The sequence below is a fragment of the Microbacterium sp. 69-10 genome (assembly GCF_001897945.1).
Lineage (GTDB): Bacteria > Actinomycetota > Actinomycetes > Actinomycetales > Microbacteriaceae > Microbacterium.
In genome coordinates this window covers 16,375-31,265 of sequence record NZ_MKRT01000002.1, presented here as the reverse complement: position 1 = coordinate 31,265, position 14,891 = coordinate 16,375, and the positions used below count along the sequence as shown (strand labels likewise).

The following is a 14,891-nucleotide window of genomic DNA, read 5'->3' as shown; positions in this document are numbered from 1 at the left end:
GGTAGACGAGGGAGAAGGATCCGGATGCCAGGGTGCCGGCCGCCTCGAGGTTGTCGCCCTCGATGATCTCGACGGCGCCGGGAGCGGCGGGCGCTTCGCGCGGAGATGTGCGCTTCGCGCGGACGGAATCCGCGGATTGATCCGCAGCAGGCGCACTTTCCCGCGCGAGGCGCTCGGCGTCAGCGCTCACTGCGCGCTGCGTTCACGGAACACGGTGCAGCCACGCGTCGGTGGCGAACTTCGACTCGACCAGCGCCTCGGCGTCGGCGTACTCGTCGGGGGTGATGTGCCCATCCTCGGCACCGGTCAGCGCCCGGAAGGTCTCCTTGAAGCGCTCGATGATCTCGCTGCGCTCCATGCCGGTCTGGGTGCGCAGCGGGTCGACGCGCTTGGCAGCGGAGGTGGTGCCCTTGTCGCTGAGCTTCTCGCGGCCGATGCGCAGCACCTCGGTCATGGTCTGGCCGTCGATGTCGTACGAGATGGTCGCGTGGTGCAGCACGCCGCCGTTGGCGAGGCGCTTCTGCGCGGCGCCGCCGATCTTGCCGGTGGGCGAGGCGATGTCGTTGAGGGGCTGGTAGGTCGCGTCGATGCCGACCGAGCGCAGCGCCTGCAGCACCCAGTCGTCGAGGAACGCGTAGGAGTCGGCGAAGGTCATGCCCTGCACGAGGGATGCCGGCACGTACAGCGAGTAGGTGATGATCTGGCCCGCGGCCATCATCATCGCGCCACCGCCGGAGATGCGGCGGACGACATCGAAGCCATGGCGAGCGGCGCCCTCCGGGTCGACCTCGTTGCGGTACGACTGGAACGAGCCGATCACCACGGCCGACTCGTCCCACTCCCAGATGCGCAGCGTGGGACGACGGCGCCCCTCGCCCACGCGCGAGGTCAGCACCTCGTCGAGCGCCAGGTTCATCCGCGGGGAGACGGCCTTCTCGTGCACGATCTCCCAGTCGAAGTCGCGCCAGCCGGGCGCGGTCACCAGGGCACGGCGCACGACGGTGCCGACCGCTTCGGGGGTGAAGCCCAGCAGCTGCGCGCCGTCGGGCAGCGCACCGCGCACCGCCGCGGCGATCGTCGAGACGTCGGCCTCGACCGGCATCCCCTCGATGGCGGCGTTGATCGCCTCCAGCGCCGTGTCCGGCTCGAGGAAGAAGTCGCCCGCCAGGCGGAAGTCGCGGATCAGACCGTCTTCGACCTCGAGGTCGACGACGACGAGCTTGCCACCGGGAACCTTGTACTCACCATGCACCGCTCCAGCTTAACGGCGCGGTCTCAGGCGCGGACGGTCGGGTCGGGCAGGCCGGTGTCGATGCGCGGCTTGTCACCGCGCGAGGCGCGCATCCACACGAAGAAGCCGACGATGGTGAACCCGCCGTAGAACAGGTACATGAACGCCGTCGCGTAGTAGCCGGCCGAGAACAGCAGCGGCACGCCGACCGCATCCACCGCCACCCAGATCAGCCAGAACTCCACCCACCCCTTCGCCATCGCCCAGGTCGCCAGCAGCGATCCGACGAAGGTCCAGGCGTCACTCCACACCGGCTCATACGAGCCCAGCATCCGGAAGATCGGGGTCAGGCCCGCCGTGCCGACGAGCAGCGCACCGATCAGCAGCAACCGGGTGCGCCCCGAGGCCCAGCGCGGCACGACCGCGTGGCCCTCGCCGTCACGAGCCTGCTTCCAGCGCATCCAGCCGTAGATCGAGACGGCGATGAACATCACCTGCCGGCCGGCCTGACCGAACAGGTTCGCGGTGTGGTCGGTGCCGAACACGCTGCCCAGGAACACCGTCAGCAGCAGGGCGTTGCCGATGATCCCCACCGGCCAGGCCCACAGCCGGCGGCGCATCGCGCCGAGAGCGGATGCCAGTCCGAAGACGTTCCCGACCACCTCGCGCACCAGGAGCGTCGACGATCCGACGGGGATCTGCGCGTTGAAGGCGTCCAGCAGCCAGCGCAGGACCTCGGTCACCTCGTGCTCGCGGCGGGGACGTGCTTGTCGAGCCAGGCGAGCACGTCGGCGCGCACCTGATCCTGCTGCAGCTCGTTGAAGATCTCGTGCCGGGCGTCGGCGTAGACGAGCGTGGTGACGTCACTCAGGCCCGAGCGGTTCCGGTAGGCATCGGCGAGCTTGTGCACGCTGTGCGGCCCGCCGACCGGGTCGTCGCGGCCGACGAGCAGCAGCACCGGCACGTCGTTCCCGAGGTCCTTCTTCGGCCGGCCGTACATGCGCGCGGCCTCGACCGGGCCGAAGAGCTTCAGCAGCGGCGTCTCGACGGTGAGGGGATCGTCGTGGAATGCCTGCCACACGGCGGAGTCGCGCGAGAGCCACTCCAGGCCGTCGGCGTCCGGCCCGTCCCACTGCTTGTTCAGCGGCAGCGGGTTCATGTCGGCCGGAGTGCGGTACGCGGAGCCGGAGAGGATCACGGCCGAGTAGGCCTCCGGATGCTGGTTGAACAGCATCTGCGAGAGGAACGATCCCCAGGAGTGCCCGAGCAGCACGATCGGGAGTCCGGGACGCTCGCCCTGGATGATCTGCGTGAGCTGCCAGCATGCGGCGACGGTCGCCCGCATGCCGCCCTTGCCGAGGTGGCCGAGCTTCGCGGGGCCGTTCCACTGTCGGATGCCGGTGCGGCCGTGCCCGCGGTGATCGTCGGCGTACACGTGGAAGCCGACGGCCGTGAGCTCCCCGATGAGCGCCTGGTACCGGCCCGCGTGCTCGCCGACCCCGTGCAGCAGCTGCACGACTCCTCTCGCCTGGCCCTGCGCCTCGTACACGTCGTAGACGATCGCGATGCCGTGGGCGTCGGTGAACTCCGCTGTTCTCTTCGCGACGCTGCTCTCAGAAGACATGCCCCGAGTCTACGGATGCCGGCCGGCCGGCATCCGCTCGTTTCGGACAGCGGTGTCAGGCCGCGGACGTCTCCGCAGCGCGCAGAGCGGCGACGATGGCGAGCGCCGTCTCTCGGTCGGTGACCTCGTAGCCGCCTACGCCGTCACTGGCGGATCCCATCCGCACACCCCCGTCGGCGTACACCGTGCGCTTGGCCGAGAAGTGCACGGCGTCGACCCCGGTCGCGGCGATGGCAGCGACGGTGTCCACGTCGATGCCGCTGCCCGCCATGACCTCGATGCCGCCGGCCGCCTCGGCGACCAGCGCCCGCAGCGTGTCGATCCCGTCGATCGCCTGCGAAGCGCCGCCGGAGCTGAGCACGCGGCGCATCCCGAGCTCGCGCGCCGTCCGCAGGGCGGCGATCGGGTCGGGGGTCACGTCGATCACGCGGTGCAGCGTGACGGATGCTCCGCCTGCCGCGTCCACGATGCGCGCGAGCGCCTCACGGTCGAGCGCGCCGGTCTCGTCCTGGCATCCGACCACCACCCCGTGGGCGCCGGCGGCGAGCACGTCGCGCACGTCGTGCACGATCACGTCGATCGCGTCCGAACCGTACTGGAACCCGCCTGCGCGCGGGCGGATGAGCACGTGCACCTCGGGGCCGTCGTCGCCCACGGTGGCGAGCACGCTGCGCAGGGTCCCCCGGGACGGCGTCAGACCGCCCAGCGCGAGTGCCTGCGCGAGCTCGATGCGTGCGGCGCCTGCCTCGCGGGCGATGCGCGCGCCGGCGGGGTTCTGGACGGCGAGTTCGAACGCGAGTGGCACGAGAACCATTTTCGCACCCGGAGGCCTGATTCCCAAGATCGTGAACATTATTTTCACGCTTCCCCGCCGCGACAAACTTAGTTAGACTATCTAAGTAATGACCGAGGACTTCGCCGCCACCGCATCCGAGCTCCGATTCGCCCTCTTCCGTCTGACCAGGCGCCTGCGCTGCGTCCGCGCCGTCGACGCGATGAGCGACGCCCAGCTCGCCGCCCTCGGCGCCCTCCGCGCACACGGGCGACGCACGCTCTCCGGCCTCGCCGAGCACGAGCGGGTCACCGCCCCCACCATGAGCGCGACGGTCAACGGTCTGGAGGATCTCGGCCTGGTCCGGCGCGTTCCCGATGAGGACGACCGCCGCCGGGTCTACGTCGAGATCACCGACGAGGGCGAGAAGGTCGTCGCCGCGACCGTCCGCCGCCGTGACGAAGTGCTGGCCGACATGATCGCCGAGCTCGACCTCGACGCGGACGAGCTCGCCGTGCTGCGCGCGGCCGCCCCCGTGCTGCGGAAGGTGGCCGAGTCATGAGCTCGATGTTCCGCTCCTTCCGGTCGTTCAACTACCGCACCTGGTTCCTCGGTGCGATCGTCTCGAACATCGGCGGCTGGATGCAGTCGACCGCCCAGGACTGGGTGGTGCTCACCGAACTGACCCACAACGACGCCGCGGCCATGGGCGCGACGATGGCGCTGCAGTTCGGTCCTCCGCTGGTGCTGGTGGGGCTCACCGGGTGGGTCGCCGACCGGTTCGACCGGCGGAGGATCCTGCTGGCGACCCAGACGGCCCTGATGGTGCTGGCGATCGGCGTGGGCGTGCTGCTGCTCACCGGCATCCTCACCCTGCCGCTGATGCTGTGCTTCGCGGCGGCCTTCGGTGTGACCAACGCGTTCGACGCCCCGGCCCGTCAGGCGTTCGTGTCGGACATGGTCAGCGTCGAGGACACCTCGAACGCGGTCGCTCTGAACTCGGCGTCGTTCAACATGGCCCGTCTGATCGGCCCGGCGGTGGGCGGAGTCGCGATCGTGGCGCTCGGCTCCGGCTGGGTGTTCATCGCCAACGCCGTGACGTTCCTGGCGATGCTGATCGCGCTGCTCCTGATCCGCAAGGGCGAGCTCGTGCCCCGAGTGAAGAGCGGCAGGAAGGGCGGCGGTCTGGCGGCCGGGGTGCGGTACGTGCTCAGCCGGCCCGACCTGAAGGTCGTGTTCGTGATGGTCTTCCTGCTCGGAGCCTTCGGCATGAACTTCCCGATCTTCGCGTCGACCATGGCCCTGGAGTTCGGAGAGGGCGCAGCGGGCTACGGCGTGCTCAGCTCGGTGCTCGCGATCGGCTCGCTCGCGGGAGCGCTGCTGGCGGCCCGCCGCGACCGCGCCCGGGTGCGGGTGATCGTGCTCTCGGCGGCGGGGTTCGGTGCGGCCTCGCTGGTGTCGGCGACCATGCCCGTGTACTGGATGTACGGGGCCGTGCTGGTCTTCGTCGGCTTCTCGACGGTCACGATGCTCACCACCGCCAACGGGTACGTGCAGACGACGACGGATGCCGCGCTGCGCGGCCGCGTGCTGGCGCTGTACATGGCGGTCGTGATGGGCTCCACCCCGATCGGCGCGCCGATCGCCGGCTGGGTGGCCGACACGTTCGGGCCGCGGGTGGCCATCAGCGTCGGCGGCGTCGCGGGTCTTCTGGCCTGCGCGATCGGCCTGTCGTGGATGCTCTGGTCGGGACGCCTGCACCGCGCCGAGCGCACCCGGTTCCTGCTGACTCTGGATGAGACGCGTCCGCTGTCGGTCGTGCAGGCGATGGACCCGCACATGTACGACGAGAAGGCCGCCGCGACCACGCCGATCCAGCTGCCGCGCAAGAACGCGGAGTGAGCGTGACCCGGCATCCGCGCTCGCTCATGCTCGCGCTCGGCGCGCTGACCGCGTTCGGCCCGATCTCCCTCGACGTGTATCTGCCCTCGCTCCCCCAGCTGGGCGCCGAGTTCTCGGCATCCGAGTCGCTCAGCCAGCTGACCATGAGCGCCTGCATGATCGGGCTCGCGCTCGGGCAGCTGCTGTGGGGGCCGATCAGCGACAGGTACGGCCGGCGGATGCCGCTGATCCTGGCGATCGCGGGCTTCGCGGCGACGTCGGTGGCGTGCGCGTTCGCACCGTCGATCGAGGTGCTGATCGGCATCCGGGTGGTGCAGGGCCTGTGCGGCGCGGCCGGGATGGTCATCGCCCGTGCGGTGGTGCACGACCTGTTCTCCGGCGCCGACGCGGTGGCCGCGTTCTCGACTCTCGCCGCCGTGATGGGCGTGGCACCGGTGCTCGCCCCGCTGGTCGGCGGTGTCGTGGCGTCGTTCTCCAGCTGGCGGGGCGTGTTCGTGGCGCTGGCGGTGATCGGGCTCCTGCTGCTGGCGGTGGCGGCGTTCGCGGTGCCGGAATCGCTGGATGCTGCGCACCGCACGACCGGGGGCCTCACGAACGACTTCCGCGGGATCGGCGCCGCGCTGCGGAACGGGCCGTTCCTGGTCGCGGCGCTCACGCTCGGTGTCGCATCGATCGCTCTGTTCACGTACCTGCAGCTGTCGCCGTTCGTGCTGCAGACCCAGTACGGGCTGAGCGCAGGAGGCTTCGCGCTGGTGTTCGCGGCGAACGCGGTCGGCATCACGGTGGCGGCGAACCTGAACCGCAGGCTGGCGCGGCGCGTGCCCGGCGTGCGGATCGTGCGCTGGTCGCTGTCCATCGGCGTCGCCGGCGCACTCGCCCTGACGCTCGGCGGGCTGCTGGACTCGGCGCTGCCGTGGCTGCTGGTGCCGCTGTTCGTCGCCGTCAGCACGCAGGGCCTGAACAACCCGTCACTGACGGCGATCGCGCTGGGTCACATCCGGCACAGCGCGGGTTCGGCCTCCGCCGTGCTCGGCACGATCTCGATGCTGCTGGGCGCGCTCGTGCCGCCGCTGCTCTCGCTGCTCGGCGTCACCGCGACGACCCTCGGTGCCACCATGCTGGCCGCGTTCGCAGTGGCACTGGCTCTCGTGCTGTTCGCGGGGCGGCCGCGTCCCGGCGAGCCCCCTTCCGGTGAGAAATCACTTCTTGCATGAGAAATCATGCCTGCGCAGGTTTCTCATGCACGAAGTGGTTTCTCGGGCCGGAGCCTGGCGGTCGGACACAGGATCTTACGGATTCGTGAGAATCGGCCGCGGCTGCTGTCCGCGCTCGTAGCCTGAGAGCATGAGCGACTCTCGAGGATGGCGCCCGGCCGCGGCGGGGATCGCTGCGGTGGTTCTCGGCGCGGGGGCGGGCGAGCTGGTCGCCACGTTCGCCGCACCGGCATCCAGCCCGTTCGCCGTGGTCGGCGGCGCCCTGATCGACCTCGCGCCGGCCTGGGCGAAGGACACCGCGATCGCCTGGTTCGGCACCTCTGACAAGGCAGCCCTGCTGGTGGGCATCGCCGTCGTGCTGCTGGTGGTCGCGGCGGTGGCGGGACTCGCCGAGGCGCGGTGGCGGCACTCCGGTGTCGTCGCGCTCGCGGCGCTCGGCATCGGCGCCGGCCTCCTCGGGCTCACCCGGCCGGATGCCGGGATGCTGGCCTGGCTGCCGTCCGTGCTCGCCGGCGCGGTGGCGGCCTTCGCGCTGCGGATGCTGCTGCGCCGTGAGGCTGACGCCGGGCCGGAAGCCGAGGATCAGCCCTCGCGTCGTGCGTTCCTCACCTGGACGATCGGCACGGCCGCCATCGGCGTCGCCATGGCTGTCGTGGGCGGGCTGGGGCGGGCGGGCTCTACGGTGGTCACGACCGTGCGCGAAGCTCTCAAGCTGCCGAAGCCGGCGACTCCGGCGCCCGCGATCCCGGCGTCCGCCTCGCTCGATGTGCCCGGGATCACCCCGGTGATCACACCGAACGCGGACTTCTACCGCATCGACACGGCGCTCGTGGTGCCGTCGGTCGACCCGTCGAGCTGGAAGCTGCGCATCCACGGGATGGTCGCGCAGGAGGTGACCCTCACCTGGGACGAGCTGCTCGCGCTGCCCCTGGTCGAGAGCGCGGCGACCCTGTCATGCGTGTCCAATGAGGTCGGCGGGGATCTGATCGGCAACGCGGTCTGGCTGGGCTATCCGATCCGCGAGCTGCTGAAGCGCGCGGCTCCCGACGCGGATGCCGACATGGTGCTCTCCACGTCGGTCGACGGCTTCACCGCGGGGACGCCCCTCGAGGCGCTCACCGACGACCGCGCCGCGCTGCTCGCGATCGGGATGAACGGGCAGCCGCTCCCGCTCGAGCACGGCTTCCCGGTGCGGATGGTCGTGCCCGGCCTGTACGGGTACGTGTCCGCGACGAAGTGGGTGACCGACCTCGAGGTGACGCGGTTCGACAGGGACAGGGCCTACTGGACCGACCGCGGATGGTCGGAGAAGGGCCCGATCAAGCTGGAGTCCCGCATCGACGTGCCGCGCGCGGGGCGCACCGTCACCGCGGGAGACTCCGTGATCGCCGGCGTCGCCTGGCAGCCGGGCACCGGCGTGTCGGGCGTCGAGGTGCAGGTCGACGACGGCGACTGGCAGCAGGCCGAGCTCGCGACCGCGATCTCCGATGACACCTGGGTGCAGTGGCGGCTCCCGTGGCGCGCGAAGACCGGCGAGCACAGCATCCGCTGCCGTGCCGTCGCCGGTGACGGCACAGTGCAGACCGACACGATCGCGGCTCCCGCGCCGGACGGCGCGAGCGGATGGCACACGATCAGCGTCAGCGTGGGGTGACCCGTGAGGGTTCCGTGAGGATCGCGATTCACTGTCTTCACGAATTCGTGAAATAGGCGTACCGTCGCCTCTCATGAACACCATCATCAGCACGCGCGGCCTCACCAAGACCTATGGGCGCGTGCATGCCCTCGACGGACTGGACCTCGAGGTGGAAGCCGGCCAGGTGCACGGCTTCCTCGGCCCGAACGGCGCGGGAAAGTCCACCACCATCCGCATCCTGCTGGGCCTGGCCCGCCGCAGCGGCGGCGAGGCATCCGTCTTCGGACTCGAGCCCTGGGGCGACGCCGTGCAGATCCACCGCCGCGTCGCGTACGTGCCGGGCGACGTGAGCGTCTGGCCGAACCTGTCCGGCGGCGAGGCCATCGACTTCCTCGCCCGCCTGCGCGGAGCGAAGACGAAGGATGCCGCGTACCGCGCCGAGCGCGAGCGCCTGATGACCGCGTTCCAGTTCGACCCGCGCAAGAAGGGACGGGCCTACTCGAAGGGCAACAGGCAGAAGGTCGCCCTGATCGCCGCCTTCGCGGTGCCCGCCGACCTGTACATCCTCGACGAGCCGACCAGCGGCCTGGACCCGCTGATGGAGGTCGTCTTCCGCGACGAGGTGCAGCGGCTGCGCCGCACCGGGGCGACCGTGCTGCTCTCCAGCCACATCCTCTCCGAGGTGGAACTGCTCTGCGATCGGGTCTCGATCATCCGCGAGGGGAGGATCGTCGAGTCGGGCACGCTCGCCGAGCTGCGCCACCTGACCCGCACCGAGGTGTCGTTCGAAGCCTCTTCCACCGACGCCCTCACCGGCATCCCCGAGGCGCACGACGGCACGGTCGAGGAGGGCCGCGCGCGGTTCACCGTGGACAGCGACACGATCCCGTCCGTGCTCCCGGTGCTCGCGCAGCGGGCCGTCACCGGTGATGCTGGCGACGGTGTTCGGCCTGTTCGGCCCGCTGTTCGGTCTGCCGGAGTGGACCACTCGGTTCTCGCCGTTCGCCGTGACGCCCATCGTCTCGAACGGCACGACGGAGCTGCGCGGCACGTGGTGGCTGGTGCTGATCGTCGCGGTCCTGGCTGCGGCATCCCTCAGGCTCATGCGCCGACGGGAACTGCATCCAGCGAGCTGAACCGAGGCTGTTCGATGAAAGGATGAACGCATGAGCGAGGACGGCGTGACGCACGCGGGAGTGGATGCCGCCGAGAGCGCGGCCGCCGCGATCACCGCGGTCGGCTTCCCGCGGATGCCCGCGCGCGTCATGATGGCACTGATCGCCGCCCCAGCCGAGGGGTACACGGCATCCGAGCTCAGCGACCGGCTGGGCGTCAGCGCCGCCGCGGTCTCGGGCGCCGTGCGCTACCTGCAGACCCTGCACATGATCCGCAAGGTCTCCCGACCCGACCAGCGTCTGGCCCACTACGAGATCATCAACGACACCTGGTACGTGATGATGTCGAACAACTCCCCCGTCTACGACCGGCTGGCCGCGTACATCAACGAGATCGGCGCGGCGCACGCCGAGGATCACGCGGCCCGCCTGCGGGCGGAGGAGATGGCCGAGTTCTTCCGCTTCATGTCTCAGCGGATGCCTCAGCTCGTCGACGAGTGGGAGACGCTGCGCGCCGAGCGCCGGCTTCAGGACTGACCACGATCGGCCTGTCCTGCGGCGGCGCGTGTGTATACCGTGGAGGGCATGAGCGGAAACAGGTACGGGTCGGATCCGAACGCCACCGCAGGCCGCGCGCCGCAGAGCGGGGTGCGACGTGAGCCACAGGTGCTGAGATGGGTCTTCTGGCCCGCTGCCGTGATCGTCGTCGCCTTCGCCCTGTTCGCCCTGCTCGCACCGCACGTCGCCGAGGCCCTGTTCAAGACCGTCCAGACGACGATCGTCAACGCCTTCAACTGGTACTACGTGCTGATCGCCGCCTTCTTCGTGGCGTTCTGCCTGTTCCTCGGCTTCAGCAGGTTCGGTGACATCAAACTGGGCCGCGACGACGAGGAGCCCGAGTTCTCGCTGATGAGCTGGTTCTCCCTGCTGTTCGCGGCGGGAATGGGATCGGCCTGGTCTTCTACGGGGTCAGCGAGCCGCTCTCGCACTTCACGAATCCCCGCCCCGGCGTCACCGGCACGCCGGAGCAGCTGGCCCAGGCCGCACTCGGCCAGACCTACCTGCACTGGGGTGTGCACGCCTGGTCGATCTACGTGGTGATCGGGCTCGCCCTCGCCTACGCCATCCATCGGCGACGCCGGCCGGTGTCGATCCGATGGACCCTGGAACCGCTGCTCGGCAAGCGCGTCGAAGGCGGCTGGGGGCACGCGATCGACGTGATCGCCCTGGTCGGCACGCTGTTCGGCGTCGCCACGTCGCTGGGTCTCGGGGTGCTGCAGATGAGCGCCGGCCTGCACTCCGCCGGCTTCGCGAATCCCGACGAGACCACGCAGGTGGTGCTCATCCTGGTCATCTCCGTGTTCGTGCTGATGTCGGTGCTGTCCGGCGTGACCAAGGGCATGAAGTGGCTGTCGAATGCGAACCTCGTGCTCGCGGGCCTGCTGGTGATCTATCTGCTCGCGGCGGGGCCGACGGAGTTCCTGCTGCGCGAGTTCGTGCAGTCCCTCGGCTACTACATCCAGAACTTCGTGGGCCTCTCCTTCAACGTCAGCGCGTTCCAGGGCGCCGCCGGCGAGCAGTGGCAGGCCTCCTGGACCTCGTTCTACTGGGGCTGGTGGATCTCGTGGGCGCCGTTCGTGGGGATCTTCATCGCCCGCGTCTCGAAGGGGCGCACGGTGCGCGAGTTCGTGATCGGGGTGATCCTGGTGCCCACTCTGATCGGCGTGCTGTGGTTCTCGGTGCTCGGGGGCTCGGCCCTGGCGATGGAGCTCGCGAAGCCCGGCTCCCTCACCGCTCCCGACGGAACAGTCGACCTGCAGGGAGCGCTGTTCGCGATGCTGCAGAACGTGCCCGGCGCCGCCGTGGTGAGCATCGGAGCCATCCTGCTGCTCGCGATCTTCTTCATCACCTCGGCCGATTCCGGCGCCCTGGTGATGGGCATGATCGCCACCGGCGGCAAGCCCGAGCCGAAGCGCTGGATCCGCACCTTCTTCGTCGTGGTCACCGCACTGCTGGCGATCTCGCTGCTCCTGTCGGGCGGGCTCACCGCCCTGCAGACGGCGGCCATCATGATCGCCCTGCCGTTCAGCATCGTGATGCTGCTGATCTGCTGGTCGACCGTGGTCGCATTCACCCGCGAACGGCGTGCCTATGCCAAGGCGGAACGCGCGCAGTTCATCGACCGCATCGGCGAGTACTACGGCCTCGAGGTCGAGTCGCACGACGCGACCGGGGTGCTGGGCGCTCAGCCCCGCTGGGTGCGTCGGCTGCAGCGCCGGTTCGGGCTGCCCGTGGCGCCGACCGAGCCCATCCGGATCACGCCCGGCGCGCTCTCCCTGGAGAGCCACGGCGACTCCTCCCCCTCCACCCTCGACATCGACGGCCTGGTGGGTGAGGACGAGCTCGCCGGCCTCGACGACCCGGACGTGAAGCAGCAGGACGCGGGTCCGTTCCTGAAGGAATGACGCCTGTCAATGCCCTCCCGGTGATGTGCGTCGAGGCCTACCGTCGCGAGTATGGACGAACGGCAGAACGATCAGCAGGATGTCGGGCAGTACCCGCACACCCCCGGACAGGATCCGGCCGGCAGCGGTGCGCCGCATGAGACCCGGCGGACGGCGGATGCTAGGGATTCTGACAAGGGCGGGCACACCGGCATCCCCGACGACAACCCGGCGCACAACACGGCCCCCGACGGCATGCCGGGCGACGAGGAGGATGCGCCGCTCGGCGGCGACGAGACGACCGAGTCGCAGTTGGATGCTGACACGGCGGTCGAACGCGATGCACTGAAGAGCCTCGACCCGGACGACTCACCGGCCTGAGCCGCCGAACGCACTTCGGCGCCGGCGGTCAGGACCGCCGGCGCCGATCGGGCCTGATGGAGCCGGGTCAGGCTCCGCGCAGCTCCAGGGTGCAGCACTTGATGCCGCCGCCGCCGAGCAGCAGCTCGGACAGGTCGACCATGATCGGGTTGTAGCCGCGCTCGCGCAGCTGCTTCTCGAAGCCGGTGGCGCGCGGCGAGATGATGACGTTGTAGCCGTCAGATGCCGAGTTGAGACCGAACACGGCGCCGTCCTCGTCGGCGACGAGGATCGCGTCGGGGAAGCGCTCCTCGAGGATGCGGCGGGATGCCTCGTCGAAGGCGTTCGGCAGGTAGGCGACGTTGGCGTGCGCCGGGCCGCCGTTCTCCTCGCCGACCACCGGGTCGAGCACGGTCAGTGCGGTGTCGAGGTGGTAGAAGCGCGGGTCGACCAGGGTGAGCGTCACGACCTCGCGGTCGAAGACCTCGTGCACCTCGCGGTGGCTGTCACCCGCGGAGCGGAAGCCGGTGCCGGCCAGGATCACATCACCGGCGAGCAGGAAGTCGCCCTCGCCCTCGTTGACCTCCTCGGGCAGCACGGTGTCGAAGCCGTGCGTGCGGAACCACTCGGCGAACGCCGGGGCCTCGCCCTGACGCTGCTCGTAGTAGAACTCGGGGACGTACGCCTTGCCGCCGATGGTGAAGCCGCCGTTGGCCGTGTAGACCATGTCGGGGTAGCCGGCGAGCGGCTCGATGAGCTCGACCTCGTGACCGAGCTCCCGGTACAGGTCGTACAGCTTCTGCCACTGCGCGACGGCCTTGGCGGTGTCGGTCGGCGCGGCCGGGTCCATCCACGGGTTGATCTTGTAGTCGACCGTGAAGTACTCGGGCCGGCACATCAGGTAGCGGCGGTGGTGGGCCTTGCGGGTCGCGGTGCCGGTGGCGGCGGTCTCAGGCGTGGACATGGGTGCTCCTCTGGAGAAGGTGCGGCGGACGCTGTCCAGGGGCCCGGCGGAAGTTCGACCCGCCCACGGTGAGTGGAGCGCGGGGAAGATGCGACACAGGCACGCCACAGTCATTTTCGCATCCGGATGCCGGGATCGCCACCTTTTTCGCTGGGAGTCGCGTCACATGGTCAGCGGATCGACTCGAGTGATCCCCGGGATGCCGTCGAAGGCCGGATCCGAGGAGGCGATGGTCTCGATGCCGTACGCGAGCGCCGTCGCCGCATGCACGGCGTCCCGCCCGCGGATGCTCGTCGTCTCGATCAATTCGAGTGAGCGCTCCAGCACCTCGTGGTCGAAGTCCAGCACGATGAGCAGCTTCGACATGTCACGGGCGTCATTCACGGCATCCGCGCGACCCCCGCGACGGAGTCGATGATGGACTACCTCCTGCACCATCTCGACGCTCGCGTATCCGCGCCCCGTCCCCGACCAGAGGTCTTCCAGAAAGGCTCGGCAGCGCGTTCGCTGCGGCTCGGCATGTCCCAGCGCGTAGATGACGACGTTCGCGTCGACGAGCACAGCATGCTCGTCCATCGGGTTCGACCTGTCAGCGCTCATGACGCGTCTTTCATGAATGACCGCTCGAGGAACTCGTCCTTCTCCGCCTCCCATTCCTCCGGTGTCGGAGTATGCATCGGATTCCGATCCGCCCGTTCGAACAGCCGCTGCATCGCAGCCATCGCATCGGCGCGCTTGCGGTCCATCCAGCCGTCCACGGCCTCCCGGATGTACGCGCCCACGCTCAGCTGCTCCGCGCGCGCTTCCGCCTCGAGCCGCGCATACTGCTCGACCGAGAACAGCACCTGAACCCGCTTCTCCAACGTCGCCATGCACATATTCTACGTCAACGTGTACATGTTAGCGAGGATCATGCACATGTCAGGCTCCCGGATACTCGAACACGTCCTCCAGCCGCACGCCGAACTCGCGGGCGATCTGGAAGGCGAGTTCCAGCGTGGGCGAGTACTTCTCGCCCTCGATCGCGAGCAGCGTCTGCCGGGTCACCCCGATGCGCCGCGCGAGCTCGGCCTGCGTGATCCCCTGCTGCTCGCGATGCGCCCGGATGCAGTTGGTGACCCTGGTGGGCTTGACCATCAGGCCAGGCCCCGCCGGTAGGCGATCACGCGGGCGAGGCCGCCGATGACCGCGGCGAGCACGAAGCCGGCGAACATCGCGTTCGCGACCCAGAACCCCTCTGCGCCGAGGGCGCACAGCACGATCACGACGAGTCCGGCGATCACGAGCACGACGTATTCGGCCCGCCCGCCGTAGCGGCTGATGTCACGGTCGCGAAGATCGGAGGCCGTGGCTGCTTCGCGATCGCGGATGCCGGCCGCGATCCCCCACAGGATCGTGATGAGGATGCTGACGGCGATGCCCGTGCCGATCGCCCACAGCATGGGCCCGACCCAGGCATCCGCCCGCGGCAGCAGCCAGATGTACACGCCAACGGTGACGACCGCCGCGATGAGTCCGGCCCACGCGGCTCGCTCGTGAAAGACCATCCCGCACCTCCATGTCAAAGATTCTTGACACGAACACTACGTCGCGTCCGCGGGGATGTCAAGAATCTTTTACATCTATACT

General features: G+C 69.6%; 17 protein-coding genes and 1 pseudogene. 8 read left to right on the top strand and 10 right to left on the bottom strand.

Annotated elements, in window-relative coordinates; all coding sequences use genetic code 11:
• From BGN97_RS00930 to BGN97_RS00910, 5 genes are all read right to left on the bottom strand, one after another.
• On the bottom strand, positions 1–190 hold a 190-nt coding region (locus BGN97_RS00930; RefSeq protein ID WP_292697242.1), incomplete at its 3' end, for a hypothetical protein.
• 12 nt (positions 191–202) lie between these two features.
• The gene (locus BGN97_RS00925) at positions 203–1,252 is read right to left on the bottom strand and encodes a lipoate--protein ligase family protein (RefSeq protein ID WP_292697240.1); all 1,050 of its coding nucleotides are present in this window, start codon (positions 1,250–1,252) and stop codon (positions 203–205) included.
• Between the two features lie 23 nt (positions 1,253–1,275).
• Positions 1,276–1,974, bottom strand: a complete 699-nt coding sequence (pnuC, locus tag BGN97_RS00920) for a nicotinamide riboside transporter PnuC (RefSeq protein ID WP_292697237.1) — start codon at positions 1,972–1,974, stop codon at positions 1,276–1,278.
• Complete coding sequence (locus tag BGN97_RS00915) at positions 1,971–2,855, bottom strand: alpha/beta hydrolase (protein ID WP_292697235.1); 885 nt, start codon at positions 2,853–2,855, stop codon at positions 1,971–1,973. Before BGN97_RS00915 ends, pnuC begins: the two co-directional genes overlap by 4 nt.
• A 55-nt stretch (positions 2,856–2,910) precedes the next feature.
• Positions 2,911–3,669, bottom strand: a complete 759-nt coding sequence (locus tag BGN97_RS00910) for a copper homeostasis protein CutC (protein ID WP_292697233.1) — start codon at positions 3,667–3,669, stop codon at positions 2,911–2,913.
• A gap of 88 nt (positions 3,670–3,757) precedes the next feature.
• Between BGN97_RS00910 and BGN97_RS00905 the strand changes: the two genes are divergently transcribed.
• The 8 genes and pseudogenes from BGN97_RS00905 to BGN97_RS00870 all read left to right on the top strand — a co-directional run bounded on the left by BGN97_RS00905 (position 3,758) and on the right by BGN97_RS00870 (position 12,319).
• On the top strand, positions 3,758–4,189 hold the full coding sequence (locus tag BGN97_RS00905; RefSeq protein ID WP_292697230.1) for a MarR family transcriptional regulator: 432 nt from the start codon (positions 3,758–3,760) through the stop codon (positions 4,187–4,189).
• A 5-nt stretch (positions 4,190–4,194) separates the two neighbouring features.
• Positions 4,195–5,529: an MFS transporter gene (locus tag BGN97_RS00900; protein ID WP_292697256.1), complete on the top strand. Its 1,335-nt coding sequence runs from the start codon at positions 4,195–4,197 to the stop codon at positions 5,527–5,529.
• Positions 5,526–6,743: a multidrug effflux MFS transporter gene (locus tag BGN97_RS00895; RefSeq protein WP_292697228.1), complete on the top strand. Its 1,218-nt coding sequence runs from the start codon at positions 5,526–5,528 to the stop codon at positions 6,741–6,743. The genes BGN97_RS00900 and BGN97_RS00895 overlap by 4 nt, the downstream gene beginning before the upstream one ends.
• A gap of 130 nt (positions 6,744–6,873) precedes the next feature.
• On the top strand, positions 6,874–8,397 hold the full coding sequence (locus BGN97_RS00890; protein WP_292697226.1) for a molybdopterin-dependent oxidoreductase: 1,524 nt from the start codon (positions 6,874–6,876) through the stop codon (positions 8,395–8,397).
• A gap of 73 nt (positions 8,398–8,470) precedes the next feature.
• On the top strand, positions 8,471–9,541 hold the full coding sequence (locus BGN97_RS00885; protein ID WP_292697224.1) for an ABC transporter ATP-binding protein: 1,071 nt from the start codon (positions 8,471–8,473) through the stop codon (positions 9,539–9,541).
• Between the two features lie 4 nt (positions 9,542–9,545).
• Positions 9,546–10,031, top strand: a complete 486-nt coding sequence (locus BGN97_RS00880) for a helix-turn-helix domain-containing protein (RefSeq protein ID WP_292697222.1) — start codon at positions 9,546–9,548, stop codon at positions 10,029–10,031.
• A 111-nt stretch (positions 10,032–10,142) separates the two neighbouring features.
• A pseudogene (locus BGN97_RS00875) lies at positions 10,143–11,959 on the top strand (BCCT family transporter).
• Positions 11,960–12,010: 51 nt separating this feature from the next.
• Complete coding sequence (locus BGN97_RS00870; protein WP_292697220.1) at positions 12,011–12,319, top strand: hypothetical protein; 309 nt, start codon at positions 12,011–12,013, stop codon at positions 12,317–12,319.
• Between the two features lie 67 nt (positions 12,320–12,386).
• On the opposite strand, the gene ddaH is transcribed toward BGN97_RS00870, so the two are convergent.
• The 5 genes from ddaH to BGN97_RS00845 form a co-directional block, all read right to left on the bottom strand.
• Positions 12,387–13,262, bottom strand: a complete 876-nt coding sequence (gene ddaH / locus BGN97_RS00865; protein ID WP_292697218.1) for a dimethylargininase — start codon at positions 13,260–13,262, stop codon at positions 12,387–12,389.
• A gap of 162 nt (positions 13,263–13,424) precedes the next feature.
• Positions 13,425–13,862, bottom strand: coding sequence for a type II toxin-antitoxin system VapC family toxin (locus BGN97_RS00860; RefSeq protein WP_292697216.1), 438 nt, complete (start codon positions 13,860–13,862; stop codon positions 13,425–13,427).
• Positions 13,859–14,107, bottom strand: coding sequence for a hypothetical protein (locus tag BGN97_RS00855; protein ID WP_292697214.1), 249 nt, complete (start codon positions 14,105–14,107; stop codon positions 13,859–13,861). The genes BGN97_RS00860 and BGN97_RS00855 overlap by 4 nt, the downstream gene beginning before the upstream one ends.
• Positions 14,108–14,183: 76 nt before the next feature.
• A complete protein-coding gene (locus BGN97_RS00850) occupies positions 14,184–14,399 on the bottom strand; it encodes a helix-turn-helix transcriptional regulator (RefSeq protein WP_292697212.1) in 216 nt (71 codons plus the stop codon).
• Positions 14,399–14,809 (bottom strand): hypothetical protein, encoded by a 411-nt coding sequence (locus BGN97_RS00845; RefSeq protein WP_292697210.1) that lies wholly within the window; start codon positions 14,807–14,809, stop codon positions 14,399–14,401. The genes BGN97_RS00850 and BGN97_RS00845 overlap by 1 nt, the downstream gene beginning before the upstream one ends.
• Positions 14,810–14,891: the final 82 nt, after the last annotated feature.